Genomic DNA, 13879 nt, shown 5'->3' with positions numbered 1-13879 from the left:
GCACATCTGCAATTGGCGCATTTGGTTGGTGGCCTCAAACTGGAGAGATGCAGACTTTCCTCCCCTTCCCCGATTTCCAGCAGAGCGCCGCGGCCTTGGACCGCGTGCGGCTCGGCAAGCAGCGCGTTGAAGCGTTGCAGATTCTTCGGGCGCTGGTGATTCCGGAGTACGGGTGGCGGTCGCACCCGGCGGTCCGGATGTGGATGGGACATGTCCCTGCGCTGACCATGTACGGCCTCGCTATGGTGGATGAATGGACCGCCCGCGGCGGGGAGGACACCACGCGGGAGAAGATCATGGAGTTCGCCCCGCAGGCGGCACACCCCGACTACGCCGCCAAGATTCCGATGCCCCCGTGGCTGGGCGAGCCGGATTTCCACCTCAGCCACCGGTCCCGCCTGATCGCCAAGGATCCGCGGTTCTACACAAAGGCTTTTCCGGACACGGACCCGGATCTGGAGTATGTCTGGCCCGAGCCGAGGCACGAGCTCCTGCCAGAGGATCCTGCCGGGGACCGGATGTGGGTCCTGCGCCTGCCCCTTGGCGACACCGAGCCCGAGCAGCTGAAGACCGTCAGCCTTCCGCCCGTTGGACGCGCACGGCCAGCAGCCGGCGACGAGGACTACCAGTTCGTCTACGCCGAGTCGGGTTCCCGCCGTCCGGGCAAGGAGCGCAAGCTGCCGCCGAAGCAGCTCGTCAAGAAGCCCACCCGCAAGCGCCAGCAACAGGAAGAAGCGTTCACCACTCTTCCCGGCAACTCAGTGGTGGCAATCCCGGTCGAGGGCGGCAGATCCTTCGCCGTGGGCAAGGTCCTGGGCCGTCCGATCACCGTGGAGGGGCAGTTCGCGCGCAATTTCCAGGTTGACGAGATCGTGGACCGCGCAGCCTTCGACTACCCGGCACTGCTGCAGGACCCGCGGGTCTTCTTCCCGATTCCGGCGCGGTAGCCCCGGGGCGACGGTAGTCCGACGCCGGCGGGCGGCGGCCGGCGGCGGGGCGCGGCCGTCAAGATCACTTCAAGATTTACCCATGCCTGGCCGCGGCGCTTCCTGAGGGCTGGCAGACTTGCCTCATGACTGTACTGCTGGCCGGTTGCGGCGACTTGGGCACCGAAGCCGGGCTGCGATTCGCGGCCGCCGGCCATCGCGTGGTGGGGTGGCGCCGCTCGCCGGAGAAGCTTCCGGCCGCAATCGAGGGCGCCGCCGCGGACCTGAGTGCCAACAAGCTGCCGCCCATCCCGCCCGACACGACCGCCGTCGTCGTCGCCATAGCCGCTGACGCCCCCACGGAAAGCGCCTACCGAGCCGCCTACGTGGACGGCCTCGCACACGTGCTGGACGCCGTAACGGCGTCCGGAGCGGCCGTCCGGCGGATCCTCTTTGTCTCCTCGACTGCGGTCTACGGTGACGCCGGCGGCGGCTGGATGGATGAACGCACGACGCCGGAACCCGGCGGGTTTTCAGGCCGCATCATCCGCGAGGCGGAGGAACTCCTCTTCAGCCGCCTAAATGGCACGGGCATCACCCCGACCGTGCTGCGGCTTGGCGGGATTTACGGTCCCGGCCGGACGAGGCTCATCGACCAGGTGCGCGGCGGAACCGCTGTGATTCCGGCCGCGTCGCGCTTCACCAACCGGATTCACCGCGACGACGCCGCTGCCGCAATCGTCCACCTGTGCACCATGGACGCGGTCCCCGGGCCCGTGTATGCGGGCGTGGACAACGAACCTGCCGAGCTCGGCGACGTACTGAGTTTCCTGGCGGCCGAGCTGGGACTCCCCCAGCCGGCGCCGGAGTCCGCGAGGGTTTCGACGCCGGGCGGCGACGGCGGCACCACAGGCGGCACGTCGACGTCGGGCGGTGAACCCGCACGGGGCGGCAACAAGCGAGTCAGCAACGCGTTGCTGCGCGGCACCGGTTTCGAGTTCGAGTACCCAAGTTTCCGGGAGGGTTACCGGGCCATTCTTGCCGGCATCGGTGTCCGGCACCCCTAAAGTTTGCTTTGAAGCTCACTGCCCATTTCTCCGAAGGGAACCATGGATCTCCAGCACATCATTGAAACGGCCGGCGCCTTCATGGACTTCGCCGGGGTGGCCGTCATGGTGTTCGGCGCCGTCATATCCATCCCCCTTGCGTTGCGTGGATTCCAGCCGAGACGCCTTCCGACGGGCTCCGCGCCGCTGTCGGTCTACCGCTCCTACCGGCAATTGCTGGGCCGCTCCATCCTCCTCGGGCTCGAACTGCTGGTCGCGGCCGATATCATCCGTACCGTCGCCGTAACTCCCACGTTTGAAAGCGTCGGAGTGCTGGCCGTTATCGTGCTCATCCGGACCTTCCTGAGCTTTTCGCTCGAGCTGGAAATCACCGGCCGCTGGCCCTGGCAGAGTGAGCGCGAAGGTGCATCTGACACTTCTTCCGCCTCTTCTGCAGCCGGTTGAACCGAGGAGGGCGTGGTCGAATGCAACTAGATCCGTGGCCCGAGGCTCCTGACCTTCCCGCCCCGGTCATCATGGACCAGCGGTGGATACACGCCGTCTTCCTGCATTGGCGCATCCCGGAACCGGTGGCCGCGTCGTTTATGCCTCGGGGTGTGGTACCGGACAACTTTGACGGATCCGCGTGGGTGGGGCTAATCGGCTTCCGAATGCGGGACGCAGGTCTGGGACGCGGGCCGGGCGTGCCGTATTTCGGGAGCTTCATAGAGGTCAACGTGCGCCTCTACTCCCGCGAACCGGACGGCACGCGCGGAGTAGTTTTCCTCACTTTGGATGCGTCGCGGTTGGCGCCGGTGCTCGCTGCGCGGGCCGCGGGGATCCCCTATGTTTGGTCGCGCACGAGCTTCGTGGGTGACGGGGAACTCCCGGGGCTGGTGCGGCCGCGCGTGGTGGGCCCGAGCGTGGTACGCCCGGACGCTGTGCCCCCGAGCGCTGGGTTTTCGGTCCGCCGGTTCCGGGGCGGCGCCCGGAGCGATTTCACCGTCGGCCCGGAGTTCGACGTCGAAGCGACCGATCCCCTGTCGATTCACCTAACGGCCCGGTTCGGCCTGCACTCCCGGTTCAGAGGCAAGACCGTCTATATTCCCAATGCCCACAGTGCGTGGCCGCTGTACCCGGCTCACCTGATCCATCTCGACGATCAACTAATAAGCGCTGCCGGCATTGAAATCGCCGGGCCACCCGAATCTGTCCTTTTCTCGCCCGGTGTCCACACACAGTTTGGCCGACCGCGGGTCCTGCACAGCGCCCACTGAGGGTCGCCCTCACGGGGTCATTCGGGCAGTTCCATTTGGAAGCCGCACGCGCATCGAAGGACCCGGGTGGAGAGGTAAACCTCCAGTGTGTCCGCTTCGTCGCCTTCGGTGGACTTGGGCGCGGACAACCGACGGAGTTCTGACCCCGCTCTTGCCATCGGTCGTCCGCAATGCAGGTAGTAGCCGCCGAATATGAGTACGTCCCCGCTTGGTTCCGCGCGGCCGAGGACCATGCACAGGTCGGCGACCCGGGCCGGATGTTCCCTGAAGAGCCGGCACCGTTCGCACGTGTAGGACACCATGACGACGTCGGCCGGATGGTCCGGAAGTTCGGTCACCGACCTGATGACGAGGTAGCTGTCAGTGCCGCAGTGCTCACACATCACCGGCGGAATGCGCGCCCGTTCCCCGTCGCGTCGGAAGCCGTGAAAGCTCGGGGACATGATCAGCCGGAGTACGGATAGCTGGTGAGGATGTAATCTGCTGCGGCGCGTCCCTTCATCCTCAGCTTGCCGCTGCGGATATTGACCCGGCACAAGCGCATCCCCGCCCGGAAGCGGGCACCACTTTTAGGTGTCATCCCGTGGAGCAGGCACCAACTCGTATACAGCCCGTAGAGGCAGTCCGGCCCCAACGGGCTGTCCGTGTCGGGGGCCGGACAAGTGGCGTCGTCAAGGAACTGCTGGAAATGGGAGGTGGCCATGACAGGCTCTTTCCTCAGGGTGCAGTCTGTGTGGCGCCGTGATGCTACAGCCGCCATTGCCTCCAGACGCTGCACTACGCCGGGAGGGGCCCTGCGAAGGCCTTCGCATTGCGCAGGCTCTGCAGTGATCGTATCTTGCACCGCCGGAGCTTGTACATACTTCCGCAAGGGCCTCCAGCAGTCCGTACCACCTTGCCTTCGGCTCCGGCGCTGCCCGGCCTGAAGGCGGACCGGGTTTCCAGCGGCAAAGCGAATGGCCCCGTCAGAGATCTGCCTGGTTCGGGCAGGATGTATCTCGCGGATTTCGCACCGTGGTGCCAAATCCAGCCTTGCATGATACTAAGCATGCTGATTAAATCGGAATGCGAAGTGAATCGCCGGAAAGTGTTTCAGAATGGAGGCGCAACCATGGCGATACTGGCTTATCTGATCCTCGGTCTCATCGCGGGAATTGTCGCCAGGATGATACTTCCCGACGGGCAGACAGGGCGCTGGACTGCCACATTCGTTCTGGGTGTCGCGGGCGCCATCATCGGCGGCTGGACCGGTTCTTTGATCTTCGGCGGCGGCATCGGCGATTATTTCGACTTGCGGACCTGGTTCGTAGCCATCCTCTCCGCGGTTATTGCCCCCTTCATCCACGGCACCCTCGCGGAGCGCAAAAGCAGGGTGTAGCACCGCCGCGACATGATTCGCACGTCGTCAGGCGGGCGATTGCCGTGCTGGGTACCACGGCCGCGAAGGTCTGCTAGCATCCTCTTCACCCTCGGACCCGTCCAGCCGGCGAAGCCCGACAACACCGGCCCTGGTTCCCGGACGGAGCCGTGCTGACTGCGGCGCTCAGTTCCGACGTAACAGAACCAGCAGCTCCCGACTTCCGATGGACAGCCCAGGGTGCCGCGAGCGTCCGGGCCCGACGCAAAATCTGACGCCTTTCAGTGGCTGCAGTGCCATAACAGGACAATTGTGACCTGACCCCGGCGGCGGGATCCGGTCATGTGAGGGAAGGGCCGTGCCGGAACCTTCCGTGCGTCATAGAACTCGGGAACGGGAAAACCGAGCTTGGCCTCCGCGCCGCCGAATTCAAGACAGCCGGAGCTCACCTACCGCCGCCAAAACATCCTGTACTGACACGGCTAGCAGGGCCGGATCAGGTGTGGATGCAAATGTGTCGCCACGGCGCACCTGGGCGTCGGTCAAAACAATGTGTGGTCCCGGCGGCGGGCCCCACACTTCCGCGGGGGCCGGCCCGAAAAGGACAACCGAAGGCCGGGCGTAGGCAGAGGCGAGGTGCGCGGCGCCGGTGTCCGCGGAGACCACCAGCCGGGCCTCCGCAACGCATGCCATAAATTCAGCCAGCCGCAACCGCCCCGCGAGAACCTTGGACTCCGGCAACCCGGCCAGCCGGGCAACGTCCAGCGCCCGCGCACGCTCCGCGGAACTTCCGGTAAACAGGACCTGATGGCCGTCTCCTGCCAACGAGCGGGCCACTTCGGCAAACCTTTCCTCAGGCCAGAGCCGGCTGCCGTACGCGGCACCGACATGCAGCACGGTGGCGTCGGGAGACGGGCTGGGAACAGCCGGAGGCAGGAGGCGGTAATCGTCTGGTTCTGCGTCGATGCCGTGCCACTGCAGCAGCCTGGTCCATCGCTCGCGTTCGTGGATTTCGCTGATCCACGCAGGGCCGGGCCATGCCGGTGTTCGATGACCAATGATCGTCCGGGGCAGGATGGCAGCCAGTCGGTCGTCGCTCTCCGGTCCGCTGCCGTGAAGATTAACCGCCACGTCCACGGTTCCTTCCTCAATCGGAATCGGGACGTCCAGCCCGTGCGTGGGCAGCAGTTCGTATCCGCCCACCAGACCCACGGCGTCTTCCAACCAGTCCTGGGCCGCATACAGCAGGCGGTGCTCCGGAAACGCACGGCGCAGGGCATGGAGCGCGGGCACAGCAACGAGCAAGTCGCCGAGCTTCAACGCCCGCAGGACCAGCAGGACTGGTTGTTTGTGCGTACCGTTCGATGCTTCCAACTGCCGTCTTTCCCCTCGTGGGGCCCCTGGCGGACGCCGCCTGTGAGGAGTCTAACGCCACGAAGTAGACGGTGGGCTACCGAGGACGAGGACTCGTGGCCGTGAGCTGGAGGACATCCTCATAAACCTCTGCAGGGTCGATGGCCTTCACGGTGGACTCGTCATGGATGCACCGGGCGGCGGCCCACCCGACCTGTGTCACGTCGATGCCGCACACCTCGCAGTTCGTCTCCCAGCCGAGGTGGATCCGGTGCAGGCTGCGCCCCAGCGGAGCGGCGTTGATGGCGTTGCCTACCCAGTAGATGCCCACGGTGGGGGTGCCCAAGGCTTGGGCGATGTGGCGCGGTCCGCTGTCGTTCGCCACCATTAGGCTGCAGTCCGACAGCAGTGCGGCCAGTTCGCCCAGGCTGAGCTTGCCGGCCAAGGACTCGATTGCCGGGTGGCCTCCATTGGATGCGCCGGCCTGCACTGGATGAGGCCGCCCTGAACGGGAATGCTCGACAGCGTACGCCACCACCGATTCGGCCAGTTCCTTTTCACTGTGGTCGCCCACAACGAAAACCCGGAAACCGTCATCGGCTGCCTTCCGGGCCACCGCCCCGAAGCGTTCCGCCGGCCAGCGGCGGCGGGGGTCTGTCGCGCCGGGATGGATCACGAGCACCCGGCGGTCATGCTGTCCGTTGTCCGGCTCCGGAGAGTGGTACGGCAGAAGGTTATTGTGCGGCGGGGGCTGATGCTCAATCTCCCGCCTGAGTTCCGGGAGCGCCTGCAGCCGGGCTTCCAGCTCGCGCGGTGGGGCGCCGGCGAATCCTGCCACCTCGAGGGCTCGGAGCGGTTCATGTTGGTAGTACAGGTACGGCACGGTCCGCTCCAACGGCGCCGCGTCCGCGGTCCTGGTGCCCACCGTATGCCGCGCCCCAAGCCGGAGCAGGAACGGGTTGGAGTACCGTCCCCCGCCGTGCACCTGGACGGCCAGGTCAAAGTTCCGGGCACGCATCGCCGCGAAGAACTCTTCCAGTTCGCCGTCATCTTCCGGGCCGGGCCGGATACCTTCGGAGAAGGGCAAAACCACGGTCTCGTCCACCGGTCCCAGGGTCTGCGACAGCAGCTCCGCATGGACCGGTGCGCCCAGCAGCGTGATGCTGGCCTCCGGGTAAGCGGCCTTGAGTGCCGCGACCGCGGGAAGCGCAAACATCAGGTCACCGAGGCCGCCGCCCCGGAGCACTGCAATGCGGGACACACCGCTGAAGGGCTCCAGGACAGGGCCGACTCCCTGACCAATGATGCGTGCTCCGCCGAAGTCGGCGTTGAAGAGTTCCATGGTTTTCGCCCCCTCGGCTCCGGACAGCTCACGTCGGTGTGGAGTCCGTGGGAGCCACCATACGGGGCGCCGGCACCATCCCGCCAGCTTCGTCCACGAAGCCCGCCAGTCTAGCCAGCAAGAGTCGCCGGCCGGCTTGGAAAACTCGTGCTGGTGCGTGTAATTCCGTCGGCGCGGGGGTACGGATCCCCTAGAGAGGCCAGTTGAATTTGCCCGGCAATGCTCACCGGTTGTCTCTTACGCCAGTGCGTCTGGCCAGACGGTGCCCGCGAACCACAGTGAGGAGCCACATGCAAACGACCATCGCCAGCGGGCTGGCCAATGCAAGGGACATGCACACCATCCTGAATCCCAGGACTGGCGAAACCGTCGGCCGCCTTGCCGCGGCAGGGACGGAGGATGTGGCGAGGGCCATGGCGGCTGTCCGCGCTGCCCAGCCGGGCTGGGGCGCCACCGCTCCGGCGGAGCGGGGAAAACTGCTGCGCGCGGCCGCTGCGGCCCTGGCTGCAGCGGCGGCGGAACTGGCTGAACTGAACGCGCAGGAAACGGGGCGTCCGGTGGGGGAAGCCCTCGCCGGTATTGCCGCGGGCGTATCCGCACTGGAGCAATACGCCGAGCTCGGTCCCGTCCACCGAGGCCACAGCCTGCGCGGCAACGTACTCGCAGCCGATTACACCATCGCCGAGCCCCGGGGAGTGGCTGTGCTGCTGACGCCCTGGAACGATCCCGTCGCCGTCGCCTGCGGGCTCATCGGCGCCGCCCTGGTCACCGGCAACACCGCCATCCACAAGCCGAGCGAGCGCTGCCCGCACCTTGGCGGGCGGCTGGGAGAGGTGCTGTCACCGATCTTTCCGCCCGACGTGTTGCTCACCCTGACCGGAGGGGCCGGCCTCGGCGACCTCCTCACGCAGCAATTGGACGTGGACATGTTCGCGCACGTGGGATCCAGCGAAACGGGCGCCCGCATCGCACGCGCCGCCGTGCTGACGGGGGCCCATGTAATCAGGGAAAACGGCGGCAACGATCCGCTGCTGGTGGACGAGGACGTGGACCCAACGTGGGCCGCGGAACAGGCGGCGATCGGGGCCTTCAGCAACACCGGGCAGATCTGCACGTCGGTGGAGCGGATTTACGTCCACCGGGCCATCGCCGAACGCTTCTGCAAAGCACTGGTGGAGCAGGCCCAGGACCGTAACCTTGATAACAGGCTTGCCCCTCTGGTGGACACCCGGATGCGCGACGCCGTGCACCGGCACGTGGCCGGGGCGCTGCTGCTGGGCGCGCGGGCAGCGGAGGGCGGCACGGTCCCGGACGGGCCTGGCGCTTTCTACCCGGCCACGGTGCTCCTGGACTGCACCGACGCCATGGATGTCATGGTCGAGGAGACGTTTGGCCCGGTCGCGCCGGTGTGCGTGGTGGACAGCTTTGAGGAAGGGCTCCGGCGCGCCGCGGCTGGCCGCTATGGACTGGCCGCCAGCGTCCTCACCGGCAGCATCGCCCACGCCCAGCAGGCAGTGGCGGCGCTTCCGGTGGGAACTGTGAAAGTCAATGAAGTATTCGGCGGAGCTCCGGGCGGGTCCGCAGAGCCCCGCGGTGAAAGCGGCCACGGTTTTGGTTACGGACCGGAGCTGCTGGACGAGTTCACCAGGGTGAAAGTGGTGCATATCGCCGTTCCGCCGACCCCTGCACCGGACAGCGAAAGCGGACTGGCCGCGGAAGCGGCGCTGGCCGGAGGGGAGGAATCATGAGCGGCATCGGGTCAACGGGTGCTGACGGGCTTAACCGCGACGGCGACTTGGCGCTTTCCGAGCAGCGGGGCCTTGCCGCCTGGCTTCCGCGAAGGCTCGCCGAAGAACGCGCCTCCATCGTGGTGGTGGGCGATTTCATGCTCGACGGCTGGTGGAGCGGCTCGATCGACAGGATGTGCCGGGAGGCTCCGGCGCCCGTGGTGGACATACAGCGCCGGGATTTCGCCCCGGGCGGTGCCGCCAACACAGCCATGAATCTCGCCGCCCTCGGCGCAAGTGTCAGCGTAGCCGGCGTCGTTGGAACGGACGACGCCGGGGTGGAACTCAGGCGGCAACTCGCCGCCGCGGGCGTGGACACCATTCTGCTGTATGAACACCCGGATCTCGTGACCACGACCAAGATTCGGATCAGCAGCGGCGGCCAGGTCCTGCTCCGTTTCGATGATTCCACCGCAACAGTCCCGCCCGACGCCCTGGCGACCCTCGCAACAGCTGTGCCAGCCGCCGTCAAACACCGGGATGCAGTGGTGATTTGCGACTACGGAATGGGCATCCTCGACGGGAAGGTCCGGACCCGGCTCATCGAATCGCTTGCCGGGCGGAGCCAGGACACCCTGGTTGTAGTGGATGCACACGATCCGCGCCCGTGGGCGAGACTCGGACCGGACCTCGTTACCCCAAACGCACAGGAAGCGGCGAAGCTGCTGGATGTTCGGCTTGGCAACGGCCCGGAGCGTGCGGCAACGGTGGTCAGACACGGAGGCCGACTTTTGCAGGAGACCGGGGCGAACGCCGTCGTGGTCACCCTGGACCGGGACGGCACTGTCCTCATCCCTGCCACCGGAAACACGCACCGGACATGGGCGCGGCCGGCCACCGAGAAACAGGCTTCGGGTGCTGGGGACACCTTCGTGGCAGCCCTGACCCTGGCCCGTGCCGCTTCGCTCCCGCTGACGGCCAGTCTCGACTTGGCGCAGGCGGCTGCGGACGTGGTGGTCCATCATCCGGGAACGTCAGTTTGCGGCACCGACGAGTTGAGCCGGTACCTGGAAAGCTTCGCGGACACGGCATTGAGCGCTGATGAACTGGAACGGCATATCCGGGCACACCGCGGCGACGGGCAGCGCGTAGTTCTGACCAACGGCTGCTTCGACGTCCTGCACCGCGGCCACACCCGCTACCTCAACCAGGCCAAACAGTTGGGTGACATCCTGGTCGTAGCGCTGAACAGCGACGATTCGGTGCGGAGGCTCAAGGGACCGGGCCGTCCGATCAACAGCGTCGCCGACCGAGCCGCCGTGATTGCGGCCCTGAGCTGCGTGGACTACGTAACTGTCTTCGACACTCCCACTCCGATTCCACTGATCGAACAGCTGCGCCCGGAGATCTATGCCAAAGGCGGCGACTACACACCTGAGATGCTGGCGGAAACTGAGGCGGTGGAAACCTACGGCGGCAGGGTGATCATCCTCGATTACGTTCCCGAACGTTCCACCACGGCCATGGTGCAGCGCATCCGCAACGGGGAAGGTGCGCCGATTCCGGAAGCCTAGCTGCGTCAGGTCGTGGACCAGCAGGGTCTACTAGGGTTGAAATAGACCACCGCGGCCTGGCCGCAGTCCGGCGCGGCCGCAGTCCGGCGCGGCCGCAGCAAGAGCGACAACGGCGTGGCGCAAAGAACGCCTCCGAAGCCGCGCGAATTCTGCAACGATGGAAGTGTCAGCAAGCGCTCTGCCAAGGAGGAGGCCCGGCATGCTCCACCGTTTCTACGTCAATCCGATCCTGCCGGCACAAAACGGAGACCGCGCACGCGCTTTCTACCGGGACGTCCTCGGCCTCGACCTTCTCTCCGGCCCTGCCGAGGACCCCATGGTTTTCGGGGCCGCCGGCGGATCCACCATTGCCCTCAGCGAGATCCCAGACCGGGTTCCGCCGTCCTATCCGATCATCAGTTTCATGGTCACCGGTATCGAGGAATTGGTCACTTCACTTAAGGCCCGTGGCGCCAACTTCCAGCCACCATCCCCGGCCAGCTTCGGCGGGACCGAGGGAAACGTGGCCGGCGACATCATAGACTTCGGCCAGGTCAAGTCGGCCTTCCTGATGGACCCTGAAGGCAACGTTCTGGCCCTCAACGAATTCATGGGCTGAACTCCCGGGCCGCCGGTCACCGGCGCAGCTGGCACGCTGAGCCGGCGCCCAAACCCGATGCCCTCCCGGTGACGGCTTCGAACAGGAAAGCTACTTAGCCAGGCCCGCTTGCCGGAGCGCCTCAGCCATCGCCGTGTTGACCGGCGACGGCGTGGGCCTCGGCTGGGAGCCCGACCGCTGCGGCTGGGACTGCCGCCCGGCCGCCTTCGCGGGCTGCGACTGCCGGGCCTGCTGACCGGCCTGGGCTCGTCCGTCCCGTTGCTGACCGATTTGGGGCTGCCGCTGCTGGGCTGGCTGCGACCCGGCTGGCCGCGACCCGCCCGGCTGCGACGCGCCAGGCTGCGACGCAGACCGACCGCTCCCCCGGCCCCCGGACGAAGGTGCGCCGCCCCCGGAAACCGCAGGTTCGTCGTCGAGCCGTAGCGTGAGCGAGATGCGCTTCCGCTCCGGATCCGCTTCCAGCACCTTGACCCGGACCACCTGCCCCGACTTCACCACTTCGCGCGGATCAGACACGAACCGGTTGGCGAGCGCGGACACGTGCACCAGCCCGTCCTGGTGCACCCCGACGTCGACGAACGCGCCGAACGCCGCCACGTTGGTCACGGTGCCCTCCAGCACCATGCCGGGCCTCAGGTCGGAGATCTTCTCAATCCCTTCGGAGAACGCAGCCGCCGCGAACGCCGGACGTGGGTCACGGCCGGGTTTCTCGAGCTCGGCGATGATGTCCTGCACCGTGGGCAGGCCGAAGGAGCCGTCCACGAAGTCCTGCGGGTTCAGGGCAGAAGCCAGCCCCTTCCCGGCGGCGGCCTTGATTTTCCGCGCCACCGGGTAGGCCTCCGGGTGCACGCTGGAGGCATCCAGCGGCTCCGCGCCCCCGGTGATCCGCAGGAAGCCTGCACACTGCTCGAACGCCTTGGCGCCAAGCCGCGGAACCTTCTTCAGCTCGCTTCGCTTCGCGAACGGGCCGTGCTCATTGCGGTAGGCCACGATGTTTTCGCTCAGCAGCGGCCCGACGCCGGCCACCCGGCTCAGCAGCGCCGGCGAGGCCGTGTTGACGTCGACGCCCACGGCATTCACGCAGTCCTCGACCACAGCGTCCAGGCTGCGGTCCAGCTTCGCGGCCGTGACGTCATGCTGGTACTGCCCGACGCCGATCGACTTCGGCTCGATCTTCACGAGCTCTGCGAGCGGGTCCTGCAGCCTCCGGGCGATCGAGACGGCACCCCGCAGGGACACGTCCATGCCCGGCAGCTCGGCCGCGGCAAGCGCCGACGCCGAGTACACGGATGCGCCGGCCTCGGACACCACGATTTTCTGCACCTTGGTGTCCGATCCGGAGGACAGTTGCTTGATCAGGTCCCCCGCAAGCTTGTCCGTCTCCCTGGACGCCGTGCCGTTACCGATCGCCACGAGTTGGACGCCGTGCTTCTTGGCCAGACCCACGAGGGTCCGCAGCGCCTCGTCCCATTTCCGGGCGGGGGCGTGCGGGTAGATCGTGTCCGTTGCCACCACCTTGCCGGTGCCGTCGACCACCGCGACCTTCACCCCGGTCCGGAGCCCCGGGTCCAGGCCCAAGGTGGCGCGGTTCCCGGCAGGAGCGGCGAGCAGCACATCGCGCAGATTGGCGGCGAACACCCGCACTGCCTCATCTTCGGCGGCGGCAAACATCCGGCCGCGCAGATCTGCGGTCAGGCGGGCCAGGACCCGTGAGCGCCAGGCCAGCTGGGCGGTCTGCAGCAGCCAGGCATCGGCGGGCCGGCCGCGGTCGGCAACCCCGAGGAACCTGGCCACCGCGGCCTCGTAACGGCCGCGCGCGGCGGTGAGGGCGGCGTCGTCGTCGGGGGCTGCTTCTGCGAGGTCCAATTCGAGCACACCGTCCTTCTCCCCGCGCAGCAGCGCAAGAACACGGTGCGAGGGCATCCCGGCCGGCTGCTGGGAAAACTCGAAGTAGTCCTTGAACTTCTGCCCCTCGGCCTCCTTGCCCTTCTTGACCCGGGAGACCATGCGGCCCTGCGTCCAGAGCCGCTCCCGCAATGTCTCGGCCAGATCCGCATCCTGGGCGACACGCTCAACCAGGATGGAGCGGGCCCCGGCGAGCGCAGCAGCGGTGTCCCCGATCGAATGTTCGGCGTTGAAGTATTTGGCGGCTTCGCTTTCCGGGTCAAGCTCCGGGCGCTTCAGGAGGGCGTCGGCGAGCGGCTCCAGCCCGGCTTCGCGGGCGATCTGCGCCTTGGTGCGCCGCTTGGTCTTGAACGGGAGGTAGATGTCCTCGAGCCGCGACTTCGTGTCGGCCCCGACGACGGCGGCCTGCAGTTCCGGGGTCAACGCGCCCTGGGCGGCAATCGCCTCGAGGATGCTCCGACGGCGGTCCTCGAGTTCGCGGAGGTACCGCAGCCGCTCCTCCAGATTGCGGAGCTGGGTGTCATCCAGGGTTCCGGTAGCTTCCTTGCGGTACCGGGCGATGAAGGGCACGGTGGATCCGGCGTCGAGCAAGTCCACGGCGGCCTTCACCTGCCAGGCCTGCACACCGAGTTCCCCGGCAATCTGTGCGGCGATGCCGGACTCCTGAGTCTGCGGAGTGCCGGTCCTGGCCGACGGGCTGGAGGCGGGTGTGGCGGGGCGCTGCGGGAGTTGGGTCACCCTTCCCATTTTGCCCTACGTCGCGGATCAGGGCGG

The 13879-nt window shown here is 67.0% G+C and carries 13 protein-coding genes; 8 read left to right on the top strand and 5 right to left on the bottom strand.

Annotation, left to right across the window (positions count from 1 at the left end; translation table 11 throughout):
- The first annotated feature begins 47 nt into the window (after nucleotides 1-47).
- The 4 genes from BM372_RS12635 to BM372_RS12620 all read left to right on the top strand — a co-directional run bounded on the left by BM372_RS12635 (nucleotide 48) and on the right by BM372_RS12620 (nucleotide 3249).
- Complete coding sequence (locus BM372_RS12635; RefSeq protein ID WP_090955744.1) at nucleotides 48-947, top strand: MSMEG_6728 family protein; 900 nt, start codon at nucleotides 48-50, stop codon at nucleotides 945-947.
- A 125-nt stretch (nucleotides 948-1072) separates the two neighbouring features.
- Nucleotides 1073-1993: an SDR family oxidoreductase gene (locus BM372_RS12630; RefSeq protein ID WP_090955742.1), complete on the top strand. Its 921-nt coding sequence runs from the start codon at nucleotides 1073-1075 to the stop codon at nucleotides 1991-1993.
- 42 nt (nucleotides 1994-2035) lie between these two features.
- Complete coding sequence (locus BM372_RS12625; protein WP_090955740.1) at nucleotides 2036-2437, top strand: DUF1622 domain-containing protein; 402 nt, start codon at nucleotides 2036-2038, stop codon at nucleotides 2435-2437.
- Between the two features lie 20 nt (nucleotides 2438-2457).
- Nucleotides 2458-3249, top strand: a complete 792-nt coding sequence (locus BM372_RS12620) for a YqjF family protein (protein WP_177235990.1) — start codon at nucleotides 2458-2460, stop codon at nucleotides 3247-3249.
- Between the two features lie 17 nt (nucleotides 3250-3266).
- On the opposite strand, the gene BM372_RS12615 is transcribed toward BM372_RS12620, so the two are convergent.
- Nucleotides 3267-3692: a hypothetical protein gene (locus BM372_RS12615; RefSeq protein WP_090955738.1), complete on the bottom strand. Its 426-nt coding sequence runs from the start codon at nucleotides 3690-3692 to the stop codon at nucleotides 3267-3269.
- Between the two features lie 2 nt (nucleotides 3693-3694).
- A complete protein-coding gene (locus BM372_RS12610) occupies nucleotides 3695-3952 on the bottom strand; it encodes a hypothetical protein (protein WP_090955736.1) in 258 nt (85 codons plus the stop codon).
- 345 nt (nucleotides 3953-4297) lie between these two features.
- On the opposite strand from BM372_RS12610, the gene BM372_RS12605 reads away from it, so the two are divergent.
- Nucleotides 4298-4627: a GlsB/YeaQ/YmgE family stress response membrane protein gene (locus tag BM372_RS12605; RefSeq protein ID WP_371261739.1), complete on the top strand. Its 330-nt coding sequence runs from the start codon at nucleotides 4298-4300 to the stop codon at nucleotides 4625-4627.
- Nucleotides 4628-5035: 408 nt separating this feature from the next.
- Here the strand turns inward: BM372_RS12605 and BM372_RS12600 are convergent, their stop codons facing one another.
- Nucleotides 5036-5980, bottom strand: coding sequence for a glycosyltransferase family 9 protein (locus BM372_RS12600; protein ID WP_090955731.1), 945 nt, complete (start codon nucleotides 5978-5980; stop codon nucleotides 5036-5038).
- Nucleotides 5981-6056: 76 nt separating this feature from the next.
- Nucleotides 6057-7301 (bottom strand): glycosyltransferase family 9 protein, encoded by a 1245-nt coding sequence (locus BM372_RS12595; protein ID WP_090955730.1) that lies wholly within the window; start codon nucleotides 7299-7301, stop codon nucleotides 6057-6059.
- A 290-nt stretch (nucleotides 7302-7591) separates the two neighbouring features.
- Between BM372_RS12595 and BM372_RS12590 the strand changes: the two genes are divergently transcribed.
- The 3 genes from BM372_RS12590 (at nucleotide 7592) to BM372_RS12580 (ending at nucleotide 11200) form a co-directional block, all read left to right on the top strand.
- On the top strand, nucleotides 7592-9049 hold the full coding sequence (locus BM372_RS12590; RefSeq protein ID WP_090955728.1) for an aldehyde dehydrogenase family protein: 1458 nt from the start codon (nucleotides 7592-7594) through the stop codon (nucleotides 9047-9049).
- Complete coding sequence (rfaE2, locus tag BM372_RS12585; protein WP_090955726.1) at nucleotides 9046-10602, top strand: D-glycero-beta-D-manno-heptose 1-phosphate adenylyltransferase; 1557 nt, start codon at nucleotides 9046-9048, stop codon at nucleotides 10600-10602. The genes BM372_RS12590 and rfaE2 overlap by 4 nt, the downstream gene beginning before the upstream one ends.
- 199 nt (nucleotides 10603-10801) lie before the next feature.
- The gene (locus BM372_RS12580) at nucleotides 10802-11200 is read left to right on the top strand and encodes a VOC family protein (protein WP_090955725.1); all 399 of its coding nucleotides are present in this window, start codon (nucleotides 10802-10804) and stop codon (nucleotides 11198-11200) included.
- Between the two features lie 90 nt (nucleotides 11201-11290).
- On the opposite strand, the gene BM372_RS12575 is transcribed toward BM372_RS12580, so the two are convergent.
- Nucleotides 11291-13852: a Tex family protein gene (locus BM372_RS12575; RefSeq protein WP_371261738.1), complete on the bottom strand. Its 2562-nt coding sequence runs from the start codon at nucleotides 13850-13852 to the stop codon at nucleotides 11291-11293.
- Between the last annotated feature and the right edge of the window lie 27 nt (nucleotides 13853-13879).

Source organism: Arthrobacter sp. ov118 (genome assembly GCF_900116495.1).
Classification (GTDB): Bacteria; Actinomycetota; Actinomycetes; order Actinomycetales; family Micrococcaceae; genus Arthrobacter.
This window is presented reverse-complemented; position numbering and strand designations above follow the sequence as displayed.

Coding starts and splice junctions, on each gene's coding strand:
- BM372_RS12610 (WP_090955736.1), bottom strand. CDS start 3,952: ATGGCCACCTCCCATTTCCAGCAGTTCCTTGACGACGCCACTTGTCCG.
- BM372_RS12625 (WP_090955740.1), top strand. CDS start 2,036: ATGGATCTCCAGCACATCATTGAAACGGCCGGCGCCTTCATGGACTTC.
- rfaE2 (WP_090955726.1), top strand. CDS start 9,046: ATGAGCGGCATCGGGTCAACGGGTGCTGACGGGCTTAACCGCGACGGC.
- BM372_RS12605 (WP_371261739.1), top strand. CDS start 4,298: ATGCTGATTAAATCGGAATGCGAAGTGAATCGCCGGAAAGTGTTTCAG.
- BM372_RS12575 (WP_371261738.1), bottom strand. CDS start 13,852: ATGGGAAGGGTGACCCAACTCCCGCAGCGCCCCGCCACACCCGCCTCC.
- BM372_RS12615 (WP_090955738.1), bottom strand. CDS start 3,692: ATGTCCCCGAGCTTTCACGGCTTCCGACGCGACGGGGAACGGGCGCGC.
- BM372_RS12630 (WP_090955742.1), top strand. CDS start 1,073: ATGACTGTACTGCTGGCCGGTTGCGGCGACTTGGGCACCGAAGCCGGG.
- BM372_RS12620 (WP_177235990.1), top strand. CDS start 2,458: ATGCAACTAGATCCGTGGCCCGAGGCTCCTGACCTTCCCGCCCCGGTC.
- BM372_RS12635 (WP_090955744.1), top strand. CDS start 48: ATGCAGACTTTCCTCCCCTTCCCCGATTTCCAGCAGAGCGCCGCGGCC.
- BM372_RS12595 (WP_090955730.1), bottom strand. CDS start 7,301: ATGGAACTCTTCAACGCCGACTTCGGCGGAGCACGCATCATTGGTCAG.
- BM372_RS12590 (WP_090955728.1), top strand. CDS start 7,592: ATGCAAACGACCATCGCCAGCGGGCTGGCCAATGCAAGGGACATGCAC.
- BM372_RS12580 (WP_090955725.1), top strand. CDS start 10,802: ATGCTCCACCGTTTCTACGTCAATCCGATCCTGCCGGCACAAAACGGA.